This window comes from Pedobacter sp. UC225_61, assembly GCF_044452285.1.
Taxonomy (GTDB): Bacteria; Bacteroidota; Bacteroidia; order Sphingobacteriales; family Sphingobacteriaceae; genus Pedobacter.
The window spans coordinates 3,668,553-3,692,763 of sequence record NZ_JBIOAL010000001.1 but is presented as its reverse complement, the minus strand read 5'-3'; the positions used below and the strand labels follow the sequence as shown (position 1 = coordinate 3,692,763).

18 protein-coding genes are annotated in these 24,211 nt (G+C 33.6%); 2 read left to right on the top strand and 16 right to left on the bottom strand.

From position 1 onward, the window contains the following. The first annotated feature begins 118 nt into the window (after positions 1-118). Positions 119-1,117: an acyl-ACP desaturase gene (locus ACHMWN_RS16825; RefSeq protein ID WP_397303501.1), complete on the top strand. Its 999-nt coding sequence runs from the start codon at positions 119-121 to the stop codon at positions 1,115-1,117. Between the two features lie 52 nt (positions 1,118-1,169). Here ACHMWN_RS16825 and ACHMWN_RS16820 read toward each other — a convergent pair whose 3' ends face one another. The 12 genes from ACHMWN_RS16820 to ACHMWN_RS16765 form a co-directional block, all read right to left on the bottom strand. Continuing rightward, entirely contained in the window at positions 1,170-4,535 is a 3,366-nt protein-coding gene (locus ACHMWN_RS16820) for a methylmalonyl-CoA mutase family protein (protein ID WP_397303498.1), read from the bottom strand. Between the two features lie 368 nt (positions 4,536-4,903). Further along, a complete protein-coding gene (gene pafA / locus ACHMWN_RS16815) occupies positions 4,904-6,580 on the bottom strand; it encodes an alkaline phosphatase PafA (RefSeq protein ID WP_397303495.1) in 1,677 nt (558 codons plus the stop codon). A gap of 71 nt (positions 6,581-6,651) precedes the next feature. Continuing rightward, the gene (locus ACHMWN_RS16810; protein ID WP_397303493.1) at positions 6,652-7,938 is read right to left on the bottom strand and encodes a bifunctional folylpolyglutamate synthase/dihydrofolate synthase; all 1,287 of its coding nucleotides are present in this window, start codon (positions 7,936-7,938) and stop codon (positions 6,652-6,654) included. Positions 7,939-8,254: 316 nt separating this feature from the next. Further along, a complete protein-coding gene (locus ACHMWN_RS16805) occupies positions 8,255-9,067 on the bottom strand; it encodes an energy transducer TonB (protein ID WP_397303491.1) in 813 nt (270 codons plus the stop codon). A gap of 2 nt (positions 9,068-9,069) precedes the next feature. Then, positions 9,070-9,471: an ExbD/TolR family protein gene (locus ACHMWN_RS16800; protein ID WP_372818311.1), complete on the bottom strand. Its 402-nt coding sequence runs from the start codon at positions 9,469-9,471 to the stop codon at positions 9,070-9,072. Continuing rightward, positions 9,471-10,181 (bottom strand): MotA/TolQ/ExbB proton channel family protein, encoded by a 711-nt coding sequence (locus ACHMWN_RS16795; protein ID WP_397303488.1) that lies wholly within the window; start codon positions 10,179-10,181, stop codon positions 9,471-9,473. Before ACHMWN_RS16795 ends, ACHMWN_RS16800 begins: the two co-directional genes overlap by 1 nt. A 2-nt stretch (positions 10,182-10,183) precedes the next feature. After that, positions 10,184-11,395, bottom strand: coding sequence for an SPOR domain-containing protein (locus ACHMWN_RS16790; protein WP_397303485.1), 1,212 nt, complete (start codon positions 11,393-11,395; stop codon positions 10,184-10,186). A gap of 55 nt (positions 11,396-11,450) precedes the next feature. Further along, positions 11,451-13,151, bottom strand: a complete 1,701-nt coding sequence (locus ACHMWN_RS16785; RefSeq protein ID WP_397303482.1) for a hypothetical protein — start codon at positions 13,149-13,151, stop codon at positions 11,451-11,453. 9 nt (positions 13,152-13,160) lie between these two features. Next, positions 13,161-16,178, bottom strand: coding sequence for a tetratricopeptide repeat protein (locus tag ACHMWN_RS16780; RefSeq protein WP_397303481.1), 3,018 nt, complete (start codon positions 16,176-16,178; stop codon positions 13,161-13,163). A gap of 190 nt (positions 16,179-16,368) precedes the next feature. After that, entirely contained in the window at positions 16,369-17,301 is a 933-nt protein-coding gene (locus ACHMWN_RS16775) for an aspartate carbamoyltransferase catalytic subunit (protein ID WP_397303479.1), read from the bottom strand. Positions 17,302-17,307: 6 nt separating this feature from the next. Beyond that, complete coding sequence (gene pyrR / locus ACHMWN_RS16770) at positions 17,308-17,856, bottom strand: bifunctional pyr operon transcriptional regulator/uracil phosphoribosyltransferase PyrR (protein ID WP_397303476.1); 549 nt, start codon at positions 17,854-17,856, stop codon at positions 17,308-17,310. 188 nt (positions 17,857-18,044) lie between these two features. Next, on the bottom strand, positions 18,045-18,758 hold the full coding sequence (locus ACHMWN_RS16765) for an endonuclease/exonuclease/phosphatase family protein (RefSeq protein ID WP_397303474.1): 714 nt from the start codon (positions 18,756-18,758) through the stop codon (positions 18,045-18,047). Between the two features lie 56 nt (positions 18,759-18,814). Between ACHMWN_RS16765 and ACHMWN_RS16760 the strand changes: the two genes are divergently transcribed. After that, on the top strand, positions 18,815-19,210 hold the full coding sequence (locus tag ACHMWN_RS16760) for a thiol-disulfide oxidoreductase DCC family protein (protein ID WP_397303473.1): 396 nt from the start codon (positions 18,815-18,817) through the stop codon (positions 19,208-19,210). On the opposite strand, the gene ACHMWN_RS16755 is transcribed toward ACHMWN_RS16760, so the two are convergent. The 4 genes from ACHMWN_RS16755 to ACHMWN_RS16740 form a co-directional block, all read right to left on the bottom strand. Then, positions 19,207-19,407 carry a hypothetical protein gene (locus ACHMWN_RS16755; RefSeq protein WP_397303470.1) on the bottom strand — a complete coding sequence of 67 codons (201 nt, stop codon included), beginning with the start codon at positions 19,405-19,407 and terminating at the stop codon, positions 19,207-19,209. The two genes, ACHMWN_RS16760 and ACHMWN_RS16755, sit on opposite strands and share 4 nt — an antisense overlap. 3 nt (positions 19,408-19,410) lie before the next feature. Beyond that, positions 19,411-21,102, bottom strand: coding sequence for a beta-N-acetylhexosaminidase (locus tag ACHMWN_RS16750; RefSeq protein WP_397303467.1), 1,692 nt, complete (start codon positions 21,100-21,102; stop codon positions 19,411-19,413). Positions 21,103-21,255: 153 nt separating this feature from the next. After that, a complete protein-coding gene (gene rpsA, locus ACHMWN_RS16745; protein ID WP_397303464.1) occupies positions 21,256-23,190 on the bottom strand; it encodes a 30S ribosomal protein S1 in 1,935 nt (644 codons plus the stop codon). Between the two features lie 301 nt (positions 23,191-23,491). Continuing rightward, positions 23,492-24,208, bottom strand: coding sequence for an SH3 domain-containing protein (locus tag ACHMWN_RS16740; protein ID WP_397303462.1), 717 nt, complete (start codon positions 24,206-24,208; stop codon positions 23,492-23,494). Positions 24,209-24,211: the final 3 nt, after the last annotated feature.

Genomic DNA, 24,211 nt, shown 5'->3' with positions numbered 1-24,211 from the left:
TATAAAGCTCCTTTTTTAGCTAATAATGGTACTTTTAAACTATACAAACGCTTTTATTACAAATAAACTAAGGCTAAACAAGGGTTAATGCGTATCTTTGTACCTTAATTAGAAAACGATGAAAATCAATTTTGGATCAAGAAAGGAAGTATTATCGCATGTTGAAAAATACATGCTTAAAATGATGCCTACCTATTTGAAACCTATAGATACCAATTGGCAACCTTCTGATTTTTTGCCAGATTCTACAAGTGAATCTTTTTATCAGGATATTAAAATATTAAAAGAGAATGCCAAAGATCTTTCTTATGATTTGGTTGCTGTATTAATAGGTGATACTATAACTGAAGAAGCATTACCTACTTATGAATCGTGGTTAATGACCATGGATGATATATCTCGTGATGAAGAAGGTGGTTGGGTGAGATGGAACCGAAACTGGACAGCAGAAGAAAATCGTCATGGGGATCTATTAAATAAATACTTATATCTTTCTGGTAGAGTTGACATGCGTCAAATGGAAATTTCTACGCAATATTTAATTGCTGATGGATTCGACATAGGAACTGGACATGATCCTTATCGTAATTTTGTTTACACTAGTTTTCAAGAATTAGCTACAAATATTTCACATAGAAGAGTAGCATCTTTAGCTAAAAAAGATGGTGATGTGCTATTGTCAAAAATGTGTGGTGTAATAGCAGCTGATGAATTACGTCATGCAAAAGCCTATAAAGATTTTATGTCAAAGATTTTTGAAGTTGATCCAAATGAAGCGATGATCGCTTTTGAAGATATGATGCGTAAGAAAATTGTAATGCCTGCCCACTTTTTACGTGAGATGGGATTGAAAATAGGACAAACTTTCGGTCATTTTACTGATGCAGCTCAACGCTTAGGGGTTTATACAGCTGTAGATTATGTAGAAATTATGCAGCAACTAATTGAAGAATGGAAAATAGATAGCGTGAAAGAGTTAAATGAAGCAGGTGAGAAAGCTAGAGATTATATAATGAATTTACCAGACCGTTTATTACGTGTTGCTGAAAGAATGAAGAATCCTACAATGGATTATAAGTTTAGCTGGATTTCATGCTTAACTCTTATAAGAATATAACAAAAAAGGGCTGGATTAATTATCTAGCCCTTTTTTGTTTGATATTTCTTGATTACATATTTCTACGGTATTGACCCCCAACTTCATAAAGTGCTTTACTAATTTGTCCTAGTGAACAAATTTTACAAACTTCCATTAATTGTTCGAAGATATTCTCTCCAGCAATAGCTGATTTTTGTAAATCCTTTAACACTTGTGCTGTTTTAGTAGCATTTCTATCTTGAAAAGCTTTAAGCGTAGTTATTTGGTATTGTTTTTCTTCTTCTGTAGCTCTAATTACTTCACCAGGTACAATTGTAGGTGAACCATTTTTGTTAAGGAATGTGTTTACACCAACAATCGGAAATTCTCCAGTATGTTTTAAGGTTTCATAATACAAGCTTTCTTCTTGAATTTTTCCTCTTTGATACATGGTTTCCATAGCTCCTAAAACACCACCTCTATCATTAATTCGTTTAAATTCAGCTAAAACAGCTTCCTCAACTAAATCTGTTAAATCTTCAATAATAAAAGCGCCTTGTAATGGGTTTTCATTTTTTGCTAATCCCAATTCACGGTTAATGATCAATTGAATTGCCATCGCTCTGCGCACCGATTCTTCTGTAGGTGTTGTAATTGCTTCATCGTACGCATTGGTATGTAATGAATTACAGTTGTCGTAGATTGCATATAATGCTTGTAACGTAGTTCTTATATCGTTAAAATCAATTTCTTGCGCATGTAAAGAACGACCAGAAGTTTGAATATGATATTTTAATTTTTGTGAACGATCATTTCCCTTGTATTTATTTTTAATCGCTTTAGCCCAAATTCTACGTGCTACACGACCAATTACTGAGTATTCTGGATCAATACCGTTGCTGAAAAAGAAAGACAAATTTGGAGCAAAATCATCAATATTCATACCACGGCTTAGATAGTATTCTACAAAAGTAAATCCGTTACTTAATGTGAAAGCTAATTGAGATATAGGATTAGCACCTGCTTCTGCAATATGATATCCGGAGATAGAAACTGAATAAAAGTTGCGAACTTTTTCATCTATAAAATATTTCTGAATGTCGCCCATCATTCTTAAGGCAAATTCTGTTGAGAAAATGCAGGTGTTCTGTGCTTGATCTTCTTTTAAAATATCTGCTTGAACAGTACCACGAACAGAACTTATCGCATATGCTTTTATTTTGGCATATACATCTTTTGGTAAAACCTCATCTCCAGTTACTCCTAATAGCATTAAGCCTAAACTATTATTACCTTGGGGTAATTCTCCTTGATAAGATGGACGCTCTATATTTTTAGCTTTATAAATTTGTTTGATCTTAGCTTCTATTTCTTTCTCTAATCCATTTTCTATGATATATTTTTCACATTGCTGATCAATAGCAGCATTCATAAAAAAGCCCAATAACATAGGAGCAGGTCCATTAATGGTCATGGAAACTGAGGTAGATGGTGCGCATAAATCAAAACCAGAATATAGTTTTTTCGCATCGTCTAAAGTGGCAATGCTTACACCAGAGTTACCAATTTTTCCATAAATATCTGGACGAATATGCGGATCTTCTCCATATAAGGTAACGGAGTCAAATGCTGTAGATAAACGATGCGCTGGTTGACCTAATGATACGTAATGGAAACGTTTATTGGTTCGTTCTGGGCCTCCTTCTCCTGCAAACATTCGTGTTGGATCTTCTCCTTCTCGTTTTAATGGAAAGACACCAGCTGCATATGGAAATTCTCCTGGTACATTTTCTGTTAGTAACCAACGTAAAATATCTCCCCAATCTTCATATCTAGGTAGCGATACTTTAGGGATTTGTAATTTCGATAAGGATTCGTAATAAAGCGGTTGTTTAATCTCTTTATCACGTACTTTATACACAAAAAATTCTTCTTTATATTTTTGTTTTGTAGCTGGCCATTGGCGAAGTAGGCGTTTGCATTCACCATCTAATTGTTCTTCTAGAAAAGTATAGGCTTCTTTTAATCCTTTGCCAAAGTTTTTAAATTCTGTAGAAAAATCAATTACTCCTTGAAGTTGATATAGTTTTCTGGCAATTTTACATTGTTTATCTACCCATTCATTATAGGTTTCGCTGGCTTCTGCAATTTCTGATAGATATCGAATGCGATCTGGTGGAATGATGTAGATTTTTTCTGATTGACTGGCAGTCATTTCCATTTCTGATATAAAATCTACTTTAGTTTTCTCTTTTATGCCTTTTAGTAAAGCAACAAAAAGATTATTCATTCCAGGATCGTTAAACTGTGATGCCATTGTTCCATATACTGGAATTTCTTCATCCTTGGCATCGAAAAGATTGTGATTGCGTTTATATTGTTTACGTACATCACGAAGTGCATCTAAAGCACCGCGTTTATCGAATTTATTGATGGCTACTAAATCAGCAAAATCGAGCATATCGATCTTTTCTAGTTGTGTAGCAGCTCCAAATTCAGGGGTCATTACGTATAAAGAAATATCGCAATGTTCTGTGATTTCTGTATCAGATTGTCCGATACCAGAGGTTTCGACGATGATTAAGTCGTAACCTGCGGCTTTGCAAATATCTATACTCTCTTGAACGTTTTTAGAAAGTGCCAAATTGGCTTGGCGGGTAGCTAATGAACGCATATAAACTCTTGGGTTATTTATTGCATTCATTCGAATTCTATCACCTAATAATGCACCGCCAGTTTTCCTTTTAGAAGGATCTACTGAAATAATTGCTAAGGTTTTATCTTTTACTTCGATTAAAAATCTTCTCACTAATTCATCGACAAGAGATGATTTACCAGAACCGCCTGTACCGGTTATACCTAAAACAGGTGCTTGATTTTTTAGTGTTAGTTTTTTTAGTTCATTTACAAATTTCTGCGCACCTTCTGGATCATTTTCTGCAACTGTAATTGCTGATGCTATGCTTTTGACTTCTTTATTTGGTATATTTTGAAGCTCTGTTGTAATTGCTTTGGTTGTAATAAAATCGGTTTGCTCTAGCATATTGTTAATCATGCCTTGTAATCCCATTTTACGACCATCATCTGGTGAATAAATTCGTGTAATACCGTAGGCTTGTAATTCTTTTATTTCTGATGGAAGGATTACACCACCTCCGCCTGCAAATATTTTAACATGTTTTGCGCCTTTTTCTTGTAGCAAATCATACATGTATTTAAAATATTCGATATGGCCACCTTGATAAGATGTCATAGCGATGCCTTGTACATCTTCTTGTATGGCACAATTTACTACTTCTTCTACTGAACGGTTATGACCCAAGTGAATTACTTCTGCTCCTGATGATTGTAAGATTCGACGCATAATATTAATGGTTGCATCGTGTCCATCGAAAAGGGCGGCAGCAGTAACAAAACGAATTTTATTTTTTGGTTTATATACTTGAATTTGTTCCATGAAGGTTTTTGTATTTGGTATGCAAAGTTAGCAAAAAGTGGGGATTAGTCTGTTAGTTGTGGATTAATGATATGTAGATTGTTATTTAACGGTGTAGTTTATTGCTCAATGCTTAAGCCTTTTAATTTTTTAGTGATTTTTGGTTGGGGGGATACTAATTGATAGGATCATTTTAAGCATTGCGGTTGCTAGTTTAAGTGGTGCAGTTAATAGGTTAAGGGATGAGGATGTTATTGCACGGATTTTTGTTTTATAAACCTGATTGAGTGGATAGCCCTGAGTGTAACGAAGTGAAATGAGGACTATAAACGAAAGCAGGGCTAACGTTGTTTGTTGCCCTGCTTTTGCTTTTCGATAAAGACTATTTTTTATTGATGTGTAAGCTCTGTTATTGGTGTACCAATGCTTCCACTTGGCATTTGAATGTGTAACATGGCAGCTAATGTTGCAGCAATATCTGTCATGTAATGTGTTTCGTTTGTTTTGCCTGGTTTTACTTTCCATCCCATAAATACTAATGGAATGTGAGAATCGTAAGGATACCAACCACCATGACCAATGCCTGATGAAGAACTGGAATTATACCAGCCTGCGTTGCCAATAATTTGAATATCGCCACTTAATTTTGGATTGTATCCATTTTCTAATCTGGTTTTTAATGTGGCAGGTAATGTTGTGTTTTGCAAATTATTTAAGTCTATTGCGTTGCTTACCCCTCTTTGTTTTTTTAAGTAGTTGATAACTGTTGATTTAACTGCAGTAAAATCTGCTGTGCTATTATCTATAACTTTACGATTGAAAATTACTTGATCATTCATGATATTGATAATAGCTTTATTAAGCTGAAATTTTTGTTGTAATAGTGAGTCCAATCCTTTTACCACTGCTCTTGTGGTGTATCTTTCGGCTGGAATATTATTTTTATTTAAAAATTCTGGTGCATGAGCAACTCCGTGATCTGCGGAAAGGAAGAATAGATAATTTCCTTTACCAACGGTTTTATCTAGATAGGTAAATAGTTCTTCTAGGTCTTTATCTAATCTTAAATAAGTGTCTTCTAATTCTATAGAATTTGGTCCGAATTGATGCCCTACATAATCTGTTGCAGAGCAGCTAATTGCTAAAAAATCTGTAATTGCATCTTTGCCTAAATTTTCGTTTTGTACAGCTAGTTTTGCGAAATCTATGGTCATTGTGTTTCCATAGGGTAAGCTTTTAATCATTTCGTAATTTTTACCAACGTATTGTTTGGTTAAATGTGGGAATGATGAAGAGGTTTCGCCAGTGAATTTACCTTCATAGGTTACGTTATCTGAGTCGCTATTTGTATAGGTGTTTATTGGATAGAGTGTGTTCCAATCTTGATTGAAGAATTTATCTGATACTTTTTGCGCATTGTAATCATTTACCCAGTTTGGTAAGTTTTTCATATAATGGGTGCTTGTTATCCAATTGCCTGTTAGACCATCGTGCCAATATGCGGCATTAGCGGAATGACCTCCTGGTAAGATTGAGCCTCGATCTTTTAAGGAAATACTTATTACTTTTCCTTGGAAATTGGTTGCTAAGCGAAGCTCGTCGGTAATTGTAGTAACTTTTAGATTTTTTGGAGACATTTGACCTGCATTTGATGTGCTGCCAACTGTTTTTTCTTCTTTATCTTCTGTACAATACATATCTCTACCTAATGTTGGGTCGTACCATGAATTGGCAATTATACCATTTAAGGCTGGAACGGAGCCAGTATAAATTGATGAATGCCCACATGCTGTTTGGGTAGGTAAATAAGGTATAAATGTGTTTTCGACTGAGAAACCTTCGTTAATTAGGCGTTTAAAACCTCCTTTTGAATAGCGGTTATAAAAACGGTATAGATAATCCCAACGCATTTGGTCTATTACCATACCTACTACTAATTTTGGTCGAGCAACAGTTTCAGGATAATTTGTGCTAGTGCTTGTTGTTGTAGATTTGGTCCACTTTTGCGCAAAACTTGGGCTAAATAAACCTAAAAGGAACAGAAAAAATAGGTATTTGAATCTCATTATAAATTGGTTTAACTGTCGGTAAAAATAACAATCTGATTGTGAAGTAAATGTGAATTCTTTATAATTTATTATAAAATTTCTGCTACAACAAAGGTACTGCCACCGACAAAAATTAAGTCTTTTGCTATTGCTTTGCTTTTTGCTTTTTGAAATGCGGCTTGCACGGTAGTGAAATTTTTTCCTTTTAGACCAAATGTGGCTGCTTGACTGACTAGCTCGTTTACTGGTAATGCTCTTTCTAAATTTGGTTGACAAAAGTAATAGGTAGCATTTTTTGGAAATAAAGCTAGTACGCCTGAGATATCTTTGTCTTTGACCATTCCAATTACTACGTGTAAATTTTGGTGTGGGGTGTTTTTAATGTTCTGCATTACTTCTGTAATGCCTGCTTTATTGTGGCCAGTATCGCAAATTATTAATGGATTTTTACTTAAAGTTTGCCATCTGCCTTGTAAACCAGTTATCTTTTTAATATTTTTTAATGCTGTATATATCGTTTCATCAGGTACGTTATATCCTATTTCTTTTAATTTAAGAATGGATTCGATTACTGTGAGTATGTTTTTTAATTGATAACTTCCTGTTAAGTCTAAGGAAAGATTAGGGTAGATTAATTGATTGTTTTTGTAAATATCGACAATTAGATGTGCGTTTTTTTGATGTGCATTTTCGATGTGCAAAGAAGAACCTGCAAAACTGATGGATGAATTTTCTGCTTTAGCTTTATTGATAAAAACGGATTCAGTTTCTGCTTGTTTTTCTCCTACAACAACAGGGATATTTTTTTTTATAATACCTGCTTTTTCAACTGCAATTTCTGGCAAGGTATCTCCAAGAATGTTAGTATGATCTAAGCTGATATTAGTGATTACAGAAAGTTCTGGAGTGATGATGTTGGTAGAATCTAATCGACCACCTAATCCGACTTCGATTATGGCAACATCTACTTTTTCTTTTGCAAAATAATCGAATGCCATGGCAACTGTAACTTCAAAAAAAGAGGGTTCAATTTCTTGAATAATTTCTTGTTGGCTTGCCACAAAATCCTTCACAAATTGTTTAGCAACCATTTTACCATTGATGCGAATACGTTCTCTAAAATCTTTGAGGTGTGGAGAGGTATATAAACCTGTTTTATAGCCAGCTTGTTGTAAAATAGCTGCTAACATGTGCGATGTTGATCCTTTGCCATTGGTGCCACCTACATGAATGCTTTTGAACTTTTTTTGAGGATCACCTAGCTTAGCACACATGGCTAGTGTGTTATGTAAATCTTTTTTTAAAGCAACAGCTCCAACACGTGTAAACATGGGGAGTTTGCTGTATAGATAATCAAGTGTTTGTTGGTAGGTCATGGAGTTATTTACAGACCACAAAAGTAGTAAAGGTTAGTATATTTTGGTGTAAAATTTAAATGCTAAACACAATGACAGTGTTTTAAAACATTGATTTCAGAGATATATTTATGGTTCTGTCTTGAGTTAGTTAAAAATAGCGAAATGCTTAGCTTTTCAGGTCTTTCCTGCTAAAAAGATGCTTCGACTGCGCTCAGCATGACGACCGTTTATATAAAACGCCATAAGAATTAGTTTATTTCAGGGTTTTTATAGCATGAAAGATGCTGAAATAAACTCAGCATGACGATGAGCTTAGGTTTTGTGCCTATAAAAATTAGTTTACTTTAAAATAGAAAGTAACAATTCCGCTTCTGTCAGTTCCGCCGATTTCATTTTTTGATAGCGATGAGTTGAGTACTGCTTGCAAGCATTTTTTTTGCAATTCTGGATCTGTTAGTGTAGATGTCCTTAAATATACTTGTGCATTTGTTATTCTTCCTTCTTTATTGTAAAAGGCCTTAATGGAAATTTTTCCAGTTTGTTGCCCATCGTCTTTAGGCGTAATTAGGTTATTAAATTTGCTTAAAGGAATTGGCGAATTTCCATTTCCAGAACCACCTTCTCCATAGTTTGGTGCTAACGGATCTCCATTTATGCTTCCCTGATTACCAGGTGTTGTTCCTGTGCCATCACCTTGTCCTTTACCATTATTTTTATTGCCTTTATATAATGCATTTGGATTAATAGTAGGCTGTGCAGTTTTGTTTTCTGTTGCACTAGTGGGTGCATTATTATTTTTAGTTGCTTTTGTATTGATTGCAACGGCGTCTTCTGAATTTTGAGTAAGTACGTCCTTCTTATCAACTTGAGATGAAGTTGTAGGAGTAACTTTTTGCTCTGGTGTAACTTTATCTGGTAATTTATTGTTGGCATTCGGATCCATTGATGGTTCTTCAATACTGGTATAATCGTTGCCAATTCCTGTTGCAGATGTACCATAATTAACCACCATTCCACCCATGCCTGGTGGTTCTTCTGGTTTAAATGCACCAATTACCCAAATAAAACTCAACGCAATAAATAGAGCCATTAGCCCTGCAGATATTGCAATTGCTTTCGGATAATTATTTTCTTCGCTCGTGGTCATCATTATTTTTTGGGCTCTACAGCTACAACAAGCTTTAATTTCATTTTGTTTGCGATATCAGATACCTGAAATCCGTCCTGATAAGTCACATTACGTGCTACGTATAGAATTACAGTTAAATCTGGTTCGATTTTTTGATATCGCTCTAATTCTGTTTGTAATTCTGTTAGGGTAACTGGTTTTTTATTGATGGTATATTTTAAATTATCATCTATAGTTACCGTTACTGCTTTTTTAGCGGTAGATTGTTGTCCACTTGAAGATTGTGGTACTAACAATTTAACCACTGTTGGATTGACTACTGCAGATGCCAATAGAAAAAACAGCAGCAAGAAGAACATGATATCATTCAGTGCAGAGGTGTGAACCTCAACTGTACCTTTTTTTCCTTTGCGTAAATTCATTATTTGCCTGGCTCTTCTAATAAATCTATAAATTCAATTGCATCGGTTTCCATTTTAAGGATGATTTTTTCTACCATCATATTTAAAATGTGGTATAAAACATAGGCTATAATTCCAATAATTAATCCTGTTGCAGAAGTAATCATTTTGGTATATAAACCACCAGAAATAGTTCCAATTTCAATTGCGCCTTTAATTGATACATCATGGAAAATAGTGATTACTCCGATAATTGTACCCACGAAACCTAGCATTGGTGCAATACCTGCAATAATACCTAATATGCCAATGTTTTTTTCTAGTTTAGAAACTTCGAGTTTTCCAGTATTTTCAATGGCTCCTTCAATGTCTTTAATTGGTCTACCAATTCTTTTTAACCCTTTTTCTAACATTCTAGCCAAAGGTGATTTTGTGTTTTTACATAAAGCAATAGCGCTATCTAATCTTCCTTCGTGAATATTTTGTCTGATTTGGAACATTAAATTTGATTCGTCTTTTGATGATTTACGAATAGTTAAATAACGTTCTGTAAAAATTACTAACCCTAAAAATGCTAATAATGCTAGTGGTAGCATTACCCAACCTCCTTTAAATAATAAATCTATAAAGTGTAATTCTGGTTGAGCGGGTGTTGTTGGAGCAGCAATTCTATTTGCGGAATCTATAACGCTATTTGCTGTATCTACAGCAGCCATTAACAATGTAATCATATTTATTTTGTGTGTGTTTTTGGTTTAATTGGTTGGATGTAAATCCCTTGGTTTCTCAATTTTATTCTTAAGCTATCTCTATATTTCAATGCTTCTCCATTTGTTAAAAAAGAACCAGCACTAATATTAATCATGGTTTTAGAAAGCTTAATTTTTTTAGCATTCACACCTTGGGATGCCAAATTTGCAATAATTTTGTTTGCTTTTTTTTCTGTGGCAACTGCACTTACCAATACTTCATAAATCATTACTTTACTGCTATCAATAGTTGATGTGGCAGAATCTGTAGCTAGATTAACCAAATTGTTATTTTTTGCAAGACTATCAATTTGTGAAGAATCAGCTTTATTTGTTAACGAATCATTTGGCACTGTTGGTACATTCTTATCTTGTTTTCCCTCAAAGTTATTTCTGATGTATTTATCAAAAAATGGAGGATTTATAAAATAAGCGATTGCACCAGCGGCTATAATAATAAGGAGTACAATTAGAAATTTCATGAAGAAAGGCAGTCCTTTTTTAGGTTCAGTTTCTTCTTCAATAAAGTCTTGAGATGAAACTTCATCTAAATCCTCTTCTTTTTCTTCCTCTTCAGTAGTTTCGATTATTGGAGGATTATGAGTGGGATGAACTAAAATTGGAGCTTCTAATTCAGCTATTTCATCATAAACTGGTTGTTCATCTAAATTATCGGTGGTTTCCTGACCAGGATTTTCTTCTTCTAGCTTATTTTCTTCTTCTATTTCTTCAATAGTATGCTCGTCGATTTCCTCAGCTGGAATTACATTTTCTTTTTCTTCAGTTTCTGAATTAATTTCAGTTAAGGTTGGTAACCCAAAAAATTCGAAACCAAAATTGCTTTCTTGTTCTGGTATAAAAGTTAGTTCATCGTTAACTAATTTTAACTTACCTATTGGTTCTAAATTAGCTTCGTATTTATCTGCTAACTCTGCGTGTATTTTTTCAGCGAATTCTCCAATATAGTAATTGGCAGAATCTGTAGTGATATTTCTTTTGCTACTAATAAAATTGGCTAATTCTTCTTGTTCTTTTAGCTCAGTAGTAAATGCTAAAGTATAGCGAGGTGGAACAAATGCATGTTTATCTGCATCGTATTTACCAGGTGATTTTTTTTTATATAACGTACCCAAGCCAACAATGCCCACTGTTTTGCGGGTTTGTAAAAGCTCTGTTAGGTATAATAATATATCCATTCTGGTAAAAATAAATTTTAATTCGGTATCAATCAATACTTAATTTCTTAACCTGTTAAAATGAATAGGTTAAGCCACCAAAAATATTTAAACCATTTACACGATAGTACAAATACTTGCTATATTTTGTATTGAGTAAATTATTGGCTTTAGCAAAGACTGAGAATTTATTGTTGATTTTATAATCTGCACCAATGCCTAAATCTACAAAGCCTTTTACGTTTACAATACTTTCTTTTGTGAAATCGGGAACAGGAGGATAGGTGCCAGTAGCTGTTATTGGATCCGCAGTATATAATTTAGCATTACTGTCCCCTTGTATTGCCACACTAGCATTGAAATTTAGCTTTTTATTATACGTATACGAAAGATTAGAACCGATGCGCAATTGTGGTTTATAATTACTTTCTTGTTCAGCAGCAGCTTTATAATCTTCGATGTTTAATTTTCCAGTCCATTTTAAATTGTTACTTACTTGTACCGAAATTTCTCCTTCCAAGCCTAATAATTTCATCGTTCCGAAATCATAAATCACATCAAATTTATTGAAGTCGTTAAAATTGTTAACGAATAAAGGCATGTCGGTTATTTTCTTGCTATAAAATCTAGCTTTGTAACCAAAACCTGGGCCACCTGTTCCTTTTATACCTCCGCTAATGCTTATTTTTTCTACACTGTTTTGGATAGCGATGTTGCTATTTAAGAAAGGGTTTTCGTCGGTAAAGTTTTTTAATGTATTGCGATTAACATCACCTTTTACTTCCCCAAATATTTGTAAGAAATCTGGAATTAAGGTAAAATCTGCTGTAATGGTAGGGAAAATTCTAGTGTCTGAAAAATCTCCAAACTCTTGTACAAAGTTTATTCCTGCGGTAATTTTAACTCCTTTTGCTTGTAATTTTACATAAGGATTTAAGCGTAACAAGTTATTAGATACGCTTGTGCTAAAATCTTTTGTATTTCCAATTTCAGCTGCTGCTGCTAATCCTACATTAAAACTGCTAATTCTTTTGTTCAAGTATCCTGTTAGTGTTAATGCTTGTTCTTTCGCATCAAATTTATCGTTGAACATATAAGCGTTAATTTTCGCAGCATAACTTAATGCATTTTCATCGCCAGTATATTTGTTTACTGCTTCTCCTTCTAATTCGAAAAAGTTTAGCACTTGCCTTTCTGGGTTTGGATTTAATGTTGGTTTCAAATCATCTATTCCATAAAAATATAAACCATGTCTTTCGTAATTCAAACGGCCATTTAAAGTAGCTTTATTCCCAATACTTCTGCCAAAAACACTTAACTGTTGTGTGTTTTCATTTTGTTTATTGAGTTTTCCTTCTTGACTAAAGTGTCTGAAAAATGCACCAGCTTGCAATGCTTCATCACGACCAATGTTTACATATGCTTCACCCAAAATTGTAGACAAAGAACCAATTCCACCTTTTACATAATTGTTTACCAATTCGGCAGCACGTTCATCTGCCAATTGCTGCGCTTGTAATTTTTGGATATCAGAGTTAAGCTCTAATTTTCGATCGGTAAGTGTGTAGTTAAACTTAGCTTTATATGTTTTGATATTGTCTAAATCTGGGCTTCTTCTCAATTTAACCGCTTCTGCTAACACAGGTTTATAAGGTCTAATGATTTCAACTTCCTCGGTAACAGCTTTTTCTGGAGGTTTAACATCTTGTGCTTTTGCTATAAAAGTACCTGCAGTTAAAAAGAATAAAGTCGTATATAGGGTTTTATTTAATCTCATCTTCATCGTCTAGTTTAGTTTTGCTAATTTCTCTTTGGCGGTTGGAATAATATCATCCTTGCCTTCGTAATTGTCTATGATACTTAATAAGGTGCTTTTTGCCTGTAATTTATCTTTCAATGCTAAATAATTATCAGATAATAAAATGAAAGATTTAGCCACCCAGTAATCGTAAGAAGGCATGTTGTTAATCAAATCGAAACAGGTTTTCTGCGAAGTTTTGTAATCGCCTTTGGCATATTGTAAAACGGCCAAATTGTATTTTGCTTCTGCGGCAGCTAGAGTTTTGGTTTTAGCAACTACATTATTAAATGATTTTACTGCCTGAACGGTATCAGCTTTTAATAAATAGGCTTTACCTAGGTATAAGTCTGAACTGTTTTTTTCTTCTTCTGATGCTTTATCAGAGTTTTTGATTAGATCTGCATATTTAAGCATATCATCAGGCATATTTAAGGCATTGTATGCTTTTAATAAGTTATTAATTGCATATGTATAATGCACTTTATAATCCGCTGTAGTTTCTAGCCTTTTTAAGTAAACGATCGCTTCATTGTATTTTTTCTCATCCATTAATACTTTCGAGACACTGATTAATGAACGTTCGGTATAATCACTTGTCCAATCGTTAAGGATGTAATCGTAATCTGCAATTGCTTCTGCAGAGCGGCCTAACTTTACTAAAGATTCTGCTCTGATAAATTTCGCTTCCTTATCGTGAATGGCCTTAGGGAATTTATCGAAATATGCATTTACAGCTTCGTAGGTTCCTTGTGCATCGCCTTTTAAATATCTATTGTTGGCCGCTTGGAAAATGATATTATCTTGTTCGCTCATTGAATAATTTCCCAATGGGGTAGTGGCTGCATAGCTGATAAAACCATTGGCATCGCCTTTATCTACATAAATATTTTTTATCGATTCTAATGCTTGTTTAGCTTCTGGTGCACTTGCATAATCTCTAATTACTTTTTTGAATGATTCTAACGCTGCATCATCTTGGTCTTGATTGTACTGCACTAAACCAATGGTTACTAGAGCACGAGGAATGTAACTACTACGTGGATATTTTGCGACTAAATCAATTAAATCGGATTTAGACTTATCAAATTCTCCTTTATTAAAGTATGTATATGCAGTTTCAAAGCCAGCATCATCAGCGTAATTTGATGTAGGGAATTTACTTAATAAACTTTGCATGGTCGCAATTTTTGCATCGTCTTGTTTTTGCAAACCTTGGATCATACCACGTTGAAATAATGCATAATCTTCTCCAGTTAATTTACCATTGATGATTTTATTATAGTTTAACATGGCTTCGTTATAATTTTTATTGACGAAGTATGAATCTGCCAAACGTATGGTTGCATCATTTACTGTTTTTGGATCTTTATCATCTCCTTTTAGAAAACGTTCGAAATATGTAGCCGCTTTAGCATATTTTTCGTCTTCAAAGGCAGCATAACCTAATGCATAGTTAGCGAAATTGTATACTTCTGTTTTCTCCGCAGCTGGAATAGCTAAGAATTTTTCAAAAGTTTTAACAGTCTCACCAAATTTGCGCAATTCGTACATCGATTCTGCCATCCAGTATACACTTAATGCATAAATCTCTTTATCCTCTGGAAAATTACCAGAACGTAAAAACATAGATAAAGCGTTAGGGAAAGCTCTTTCGTTATAAAATTCTAATCCTCGGAAATAGGTTACTTTTTGATACGCTTCTTTTGCTTCAGGAGTTTTATTTTGAATAGGTTCTAAAATATCAATAGCAGCTTGATAATTTTTACTGCTTAATAAAATCTCTCCCAATAAGGTTTTTGCTTCATTTATTCTTTTTGAGCTAGGAAATTGCTTTAAAAAACTCTGCGTTGATTCTAATGCTTGTGAATTGAATTCTAACTCGTAGCTCAATTTTGCATAATTAATCCATGCTTCTTCTTGTATGTTTTTGTCGAAATCTAACCTTGATGCTCTGAAAAATGCACTTCTCGCTTTTTCTTTATTATTTAATTTAAGTGCTGATTTACCTAACGTAAACATTCCATTTTGTAGGTAAATATCATCTGTAGTTAATTTCTCTAATATTGGAATTGATTCTTTAAACTTTCCGTTTTGGGATAAAGCGTATCCATATTGATAAATAAAAAGATTGTTTTTGCTTTGGCTTTTATCTTTTGCATAAAATTCTGCGAAGTATTTTTCTGCATTTTTAAATTCCGATTTAGCGAAATAAGAGGCTGCAACTAAACTTAACATTTCAGGTTCAAACTGTTGTTTCGTTTTTGCCATTGCAGGAATTGCATAGTCGATTACATCATCGTAACGTTCATCCAAATAATACATAGAAGTAATGTAATACGGATAACTCGCTTCGTAAGTAGGAGAACCTTTTAACTTTTCGAAATTGGCTAAGGCAGTTTTATATTCTTTATTTAGGTAGTTGATGTAGGCAAAATAATACGTTGCACTTTCTTTAAATTGAGAATCTTCTTTTTTAACAGTTTCAAATAATGGTTCGGCTTTTTCATAATTCTTCAACTCGAAATACGCATAACCCTGTTTAAATTGATATTCAACTCGTTGTTTTTGCGAAAGTGAACTAGGTTCTGTTTTTTCGAACCATTCTAATGCTTTGGCATAGTTCTTTTGTGCGAAATAAGATTTTCCAACATGGAAATATGCCAACTTCGTATTAGGATTTAGTGGATATTCTCTAATAAATTCCTGAAACAATGTTTCAGCATCTTCATTTCCTAATTCTAACGCACAAACAGCTGCATAAAACTTAGCATTTTCTTTCAATAAAGATAATTCGGCATTGCTTTCTTGTTGTGTACTTGCTTTGCTTCTTATTTGTTCTACCAATTTAAATTGTTGGGCAGCTGCTACATATTTTTCATTTTGTAGCAATTCTAAACCAGTCTGGTAATTTTTATTAAGATTCACTAATGGACTTACTTGGGCAAAACTGGCGCCAATACCGCCAACTAAAAAGAAGGGAACTAAGAGGTATTTCTTATGCATAGGTTTCAAATATGGTTGGTACTAAATTATAAATAGTATCAAAGCTTATCAACATAAGTAATTAACATCTGTTGATAACACAGGTTTAACGAATAGATTTGGAAATTGGTATAGATGAGTTCCAAAGTGTGAGAAGTTTGGAAGCCAGAAAATGGGTGTTAAAGTACTAAATGCTTTATAGTAAGTGCTTTTAATCGTTTTGACTTGCCAGTAAATAAAGCACAGCCATTCTAACTGCTACTCCATTTTCTACTTGCTCTAAAATAATCGATTGTTTGCTGTCAGCAACATCGCTAGTAATCTCTACACCACGGTTAATTGGGCCTGGATGCATGACTACAATTTCTTTATCAAGATTATCTAGGATCTGTTTGTTAAGGCCATACATCATGGCGTATTCACGTTGTGATGGGAAATATTTAATGTCTTGTCTTTCTAATTGGATGCGCAACATGTTTGCCACATCGCACCAATTCAAAGCTTTCTTTAAATCGTGTTCTACTTTAACGCCTAGCGATGCAATGTGTTTCGGAATTAAAGTTGTTGGTCCACAAACCATCACTTCTGCACCTAACATTTGTAGACAAAGTATATTTGAAATAGCAACTCTCGAATGCAAAATATCACCTACAATTACTACTTTTTTGCCTCTCACGTCTCCTAATTTCTGGTGGATAGAGTAGGCGTCTAATAAAGCTTGTGTTGGATGTTCATGTGCGCCATCGCCCGCATTAACAATTTGTGCTTTAATGTGTTTGCTTAAGAAAACTCCAGCCCCTGCATATGGATGACGCATCACCACCATATCAACTTTCATGGCTAATATGTTGTTTACTGTATCTATTAGAGTTTCGCCTTTACTAACTGATGACGAAGAGGCAGCAAAGTTTACCACGTCTGCAGAAAGTCTTTTTTCGGCTAATTCAAATGAAAGTTTGGTGCGAGTAGAGTTTTCGAAAAATATATTGGCAATAGTGATGTCCCGTAAGGAAGGAACCTTTTTAATAGGACGATTGATGACATCTTTAAAATTATCAGCGGTTTCAAAAATCAATTCAATATCATTCAGGTTAATATCTTTAATGCCTAAAAGATGTCGTGTTGATAGTTTGTCTGCTGCCATTTTATGTTATTGCTTTTTATCTGATAATAAAATCACTTTATCTTCACCCTCATTCTCTTTCCAACTCACCTTAACTTTTTGTGAGTCAACACAATCTACCTGTTGTCCAATATAATTTGGTTCGATAGGTAAGTGCCTAGAAAATCTTCTGTCAATCAAAACCATTAATTCTACTTTTTCTGGTCTACCATAAGCTAATAATGCATCCATAGCAGCACGAATTGTTCTGCCAGTCCATAATACATCATCAATTAAAATGACTTGTTTTCCTTCAATAATAAAGTCTATGGTATTGCTGCTTGCGGTAACTAATCCATCTTTTCTTCTAAAATCATCCCTAAAAAAAGTAATATCTAAATTTCCTTTTTTAATGGATTTTGTTTTTAAAATTTCAGAAAGTTCTTGATGTACACGATCTGCAAAGTAAGTTCCTCTAGGCTGAATGCCAATTAATACAGTATTGGTAAAATCGGTGTGGTTCTCAATTAACTGATGACAAAGTCGCTTAATTGTGATTTGAAATTTCTGACCGTTTAGCAGGGTTCTCTTTTGCATGGAACAAGGATTGGGCAAATATAGACAAATGTTTTTATGTTGGAAAGTTGAAATGTTTTAAAGTTGAAAAAGGTTGAAAATTGATTTGAAAAGCAAGGTTCAGTTTTCATCGGAAAGGCAGCCCTGCTTTCCCCTTTACTTCGTGTTCGCTGCAATCAGGTTTAGGTTGAACAGAAGTGCAAAAAACATTAAGATTTAAAAGTTACAATAATAGGGACATGATCACTGTATTTTGTCCAGTATTCGTATTCTCCAATTTCTACAGCCTGCAGGTTTTGTAAGAAATCCTCAGAAACAAAGCAATAGTCCAAATGATACCTTTTATCTTGATGTCTATACAAATAAAGTGTTGGATGAGCTTCTAAACCTTGTATTTGTTTGTAATGTGAATGATAAACACTATAAATTCCTTTATCTTCTAATCGTTTTACAACGGCAGAATGGTTGCCAATTCTTCGGGGATTATCCCAGATTGTATTGCTATTAAAATCTCCTATCAGGATAGTATTTGTTTGACTAATTAAAAAATCATAATGATGAATTGCCTTCCAAACTTGCTCGACATATTGTCCATCTTTATCTTCTGGATTATTTGCCCAAATAGCGAATAAATTAAAACCGATATCGCCTTTATTAACTCTTATTGGGGCAATCATCCTTAAATTTTCGTTATGATTGTCTAATACTGTTAGCTCAAAATCATTGTATGAAAATATTCCTAAGCCCTTATTTTGATTTTTTCCAAACCATAACATACTTTTAGGTTTTGGAAAATCTATATCGAAATTAATCTTATCTGGGTGCTCACATTCTGGAATAACAAGTATATCAGGTTGATGAGACAAAATAAGTTTGGCCTTTTTTCTAAAAGCCATATTACAATTCCAAGTAATAATTTTCATATCCACTAACGAATATAATTCAATTATTTGCCAAATAAAATCGGCTATCTTTGTATATGCATCCGATTATATTTTTTGATGGAATTTGTAATCTCTGTAATGGGGCAGTGCAGTTTACAATTAAAAGAGATCATAAAAATATTTTCCATTTTGCATCCTTACAAAGCGAATATGCTACTGAAAAAATCGCTTTATTTAATATCGCTCCAGAAAATTTAGATAGTTTTATTCTGTTAGAAAATGGTAAAGTTTATCAACGCTCAACTGCAGCATTACGAGTTGTTAGAAAATTAAATGGGCTGTGGCCTTTGTTATATGGTTTTATAATCATTCCTCGTTTTATTAGAGATGCAGTTTATAATTACATCGCTAAAAACCGCTATAAATGGTTTGGGAAACAAGAAAGTTGTTGGATGCCAACTCTAGAATTAAAAGAGAAGTTTTTAGACTAATTTTCTGGTCTATTCTTTCGTGGACTCCAAAGCCATAATGATAATAAAATAAGTGGTATAACAATACTTAAAGCAATTACAATAAGTATTGATCTTTGATTGACAATATCTTTATCTGTTGCATTTAAGATATGAAAGCCTTCTTTAATAGCGAATAAAGTAAGTAACGAAACGATAATGGCTAGTGTTTTTCGCATGAATTAAGGTTTTTCAGTTAGATACCTCTTGCTATAATTTATATTCATTAAATCGTAGCGTGTAAATTGAGTTTTTAATCTTCTTAAAAAATCAGGATAGTTTCTATTCTCTTTTGAACTCCATAAAATCTCACTCAAAGCATCCAGTCTTGGGAATAGTTGATATTCTGCCTTCGCGGGATTAGCGATATATTCTGACCATAAATTTCCTTGTCCACCCCAAACATATTTTGCCTGTTCAGCATCTAATTCAGCAGGAATAGGATCATATTTATACACATTTTCTAATGGTGAATATTTTGCCGCTGCTAAGCTATCATCTTGTAAAAATTGCTTATGATTAAAATACATCATGTTTTCAGGTGTCATTATAACTCTATGCTTTTCTTTTGCTGCCGCGATGCCACCTTTTTCGCCTCTCCAGCTCATCACAATTGCATTTGGGGCTAAACCGCCATCTAAAATTTCATCCCAACCAATAATAGTTTTTCCTTTGCTATTTACGAATTTCTCTATTCTGTGAATGAAATAACTTTGCAAGGCACTTTCATCTTTTAAATTATTATCCTTCATAATTTGTTGAGCAACAGATGAACTTTTCCACCAAACTTTCGAGCCTTCATCTCCACCAATATGAATATATGGAGAAGGAAATAAAGCCATTACTTCGGTCAATACATCCTCTAAAAATTTGAATGTCTTTTCTGTTGGTTGTAAAACATTATTGTATTTGTTCATCATGCCCCAAGTTTCTGCGACAGTGTACTTTTTGTTAGGCTCTGTTCCTAATTCAGGATAGGCAGCTAACAATGCCATACTGTGTGCAGGCATTTCAATTTCTGGGATAATAGTAATGTATCGCTTTGCGGCATAAGCAATTACATCTTTAATTTCTTCTTGTGTATAAAAACCTCCATGACGAATATTGTCGGTTTTAATGATAGCGTCTTTTGGCGTAATTTTAATTTCTGTAGGTAAAACTTCATATTTAATACTTTCATTTCCTTTTCCAGGCCATAAGCCAATAATACTGCCATTTCTCCAAGCACCAATTTCAGTTAGCTTTGGATATTTTTTAATTTCAATTCTCCATCCATGATCATCTGTTAGATGCCAATGAAAATAATTCATTTTATGCAGGGCGAGATAATCAATATATTTTTTTATAAAAGCAACATCAAAAAAATGCCTACTCACATCCAAGTGCATTCCGCGGTATGCGAAGCGAGGATAGTCAATAATCTCAACATCAGGAACTAAAAGCTTGTTTAATTGACTTGTTGGAGACAAGAGCTGAATGATTGTTTGAACAGCATAAAATAAACTTTCATTAGTTGCACCTGATGCGGTAACATTATTAGCAGATGCAATAAGCTTATATTGACCTGGCTTCCCATGATCTTCAGCGTTTATTAGGATAATAGAATTTGCTTTGTTCTTAATTATTTTTTGATAAACAATTCTAAGTTTGAGATTATAATAAGTTTCGATGTAATTTTTTAAATATTCCGCAACATTTTGATCGACCTTTTCTGAAACTGCAATGATGGTGTTTTGATCTATTATAAAAGGTCTTTTTTCAGTGCTAATTTTACTAATACCTATCGATACAGGTTTAGGGATAATATTGATTTCTTGTGAATAAATATTAGAGTTGAAAGCGAAAAGTAGAAAAGCAAAGACGATTTTTTTCATTTGTATTGGATTTGATGTTCAAAAATAGAAAATCTGATTAATCTTAGGGCATTTAAGAAATATAAGTCAAAGTTTAAATGAAATTATATTGGTTTAAAACAAAAAAAGCTCCCGATTTTAATCGAGAGCTTTTAATATATTAGCTAGTTAAAACTACTTAGATTTCTTTTTGCTTTCTTCGCCTTCCATTTGCTCTTTTAATTGAGCAAGAACGCTAAGATCGCCTAAAGTAGATTTCTCTACAGAATCTTTCACTTTTTTAACTGCACTTACAGAAGCTTTAGCTTCTTTCTTTTTAGTAGCTCTTTCTTCAGCAGCAACTTCAGCTTTAGCCTCTTCCCAGATACGGGCGTGAGATACAACAATACGTTTAGCATCTTTGTTAAACTCAATGATTTTGAAATCATTAGTTTCTTCAGCTTTGATTACAGAACCGTCTTCTTTAGCCATGTGTTTAGTAGGTACGAAACCTTCAACACCATATGGTAAAGCAATAACAGCACCTTTATCAGTTACTTTAACTACTGTACCTGTATGAACTGAATCAAGGGTAAAGATAGTTTCGAAAGTATCCCAAGGGTTTTCTTCTAATTGTTTATGACCTAAAGATAATTTGCGGTTTTCAACATCAAGTTCTAAAACTACAACATCTAATGTATCACCAACTTTAGTGAATTCGTTAGGGTGGTTAACTTTTTTGCTCCAAGATAAGTCAGAAATGTGAATTAATCCGTCAATTCCTTCTTCAATTTCAACAAATACACCGAAGTTAGTCATGTTTTTAACAACAGCTTTGTGTTTGCTTCCAATTGGATATCTCTCAGCAACATTACCCCAAGGATCTTGAGTTAATTGTTTAATACCTAAGCTCATTTTGCGCTCATCTCTGTCTAAAGTTAAAACTTCAGCTTCGATCTCATCGCCAACTTTCAAGAATTCTTGTGGTGAACGTAGGTTTTGCGACCAGCTCATTTCTGAAACGTGGATCAAACCTTCAACACCTGGGATGATTTCTAAGAAAGCACCGTAGTCAGCAACAGTAACAATTTTACCTTTAACTTTAGAACCAACAGCTAAGTTAGCATCTAAATTTTCCCAAGGGTGAGGAGTTAATTGTTTTAAACCTAAAGCAATACGTTTTTTCTCATCATCAAAGTCTAAAACAACAACGTTGATTTTTTCGTCTAATGACAATACTTCTTTTGGATGCTCTATGCGGCCCCAAGAAATATCAGTAATGTGCAATAAACCGTCAACACCACCTAAATCGATGAACACACCGAAATCAGTAATGTTTTTAACAGTACCTTCTAATACTTGACCTTTTTCTAATTTAGAAACGATTTCAACTTTTTGGCTTTCTAAATCGTCTTCAATTAAGATTTTGTGTGAAACTACAACGTTTTTAAATTCGTGGTTGATTTTTACAACCTTGAATTCCATTGTTTTACCAACGTAAACATCGTAATCACGGATAGGTTTAATGTCGATTTGTGATCCTGGTAAGAATGCTTCTACACCCATGATGTCAACAATTAAACCACCTTTAGTACGGCTTTTCACGAAACCATTGATAATGGTATCATTGTCAAGCGCAGCGTTGATGGTTTCCCAAGAACGTTGTGTTTTTGCTCTCTTGCGAGATAAAATCAACTGACCATTCGCATCTTCTGGAGCTTCTACGAAAACATCCACTGAATCGCCAATTTTCAAATCAGGTGTATCACGGAACTCAGAAGTAGAAACTAAACCGTCAGATTTAAACCCAACATTTAATACTACGTCTTTGTTGTTGATTGATACAACGATACCACTAATGATTTCGCCTTGAGTGATTTGGTTGAAAGTATCTGTGTACATATCTTCAAACTTTTTACGGTCTGCGTCACTGTAGTTACCAAATACTTTATCATCTGCATCCCAATCAAAATCTTGATCTGGTGTTGCTAATGATGATTTGATTTGTTCGATAGAAACCGAATCAGCTTCTGACTCAATTGTTTCTTTCTCGGTTAGACGAGCGTCTGCACCTTGTAGTTCGGCTGTTTTAGCCTCTAGTTCTTTTTCTGCTACTTGTTTTTTAGCCATTAATTAATAATCTCCTTTGTTCCCTATTTAGGGACTGCAAAGGTAGAAATTTATTTTTTAATAGAAAAGAATTTTTTAATTAATGTTACTGATAATTAAGGATATAGTAATTGCTGGTAGGTAATAATATAATTTACGTTAATTAAGTATTACTGAATTAATAATTTTTAGGAAGGCACTATTTGTATTTCAATTTAAGTTAGCCTCGCTTTTCGATTACTCGCTGCGTTTCATGTTTGCTACAATAGGGTTTATACAACAACATGTACTAAAAGCGACATCACACTATGTTAAAAAAACTTTATTTCTTATGATAAACAGCTTTAGTAAATCCTTCACCAATTAATGTTTTTTCATCCAAAATCATCAATAAAATTGTGTTTTCTTGCTGTTTTGTTTTTATCATATTGTCTTCAATAACATAAGGAGCAGTAAATAAAGTATCAACATAGGTATCTTGAATTGTTACTGAATCTTTGGATTTAAAGTCAAATGATAAATATTGCGAATCGCTTTCGCTGGTAAATTTACCAGTAATATTCTTTTTTACGACAAAACCTACATAACAGAAATAGCCTATAATTATAACAATCACAGCAGAAATCACCATTAAAAGTTTGTTATTCATTAAAAACTTAAAAATTAAAAATAACATAATAAGAAGTACAACAGCAACTAAACTTAAAAAAATGATGCTTGAATTGTCTTTAACAGCTTTTTTTTCAACTATTGGTTTTGCGATAGGTGTTTGCTTAGTTGGAGCCGACGCAATTTTTGTGAGGTATTCGCTACTTACATAACCCTCGCCATTGGTTACTTTAACTTTAAAGTATTTTGTATTTGAAGAATCTAAAACCGCAACATTTTCATTTTGTGGAATAAACCCAATTATTTTACTACTTGGATCGCTTGTTTCTCTAACATTTAATTTATCAGCCTTAACTTTATATAGATCTTGGGCATTTAAGTTCAACGAAATAAAAAGTAGAATAATAGAAAGGAAAAAGTTTTTAGTCATACT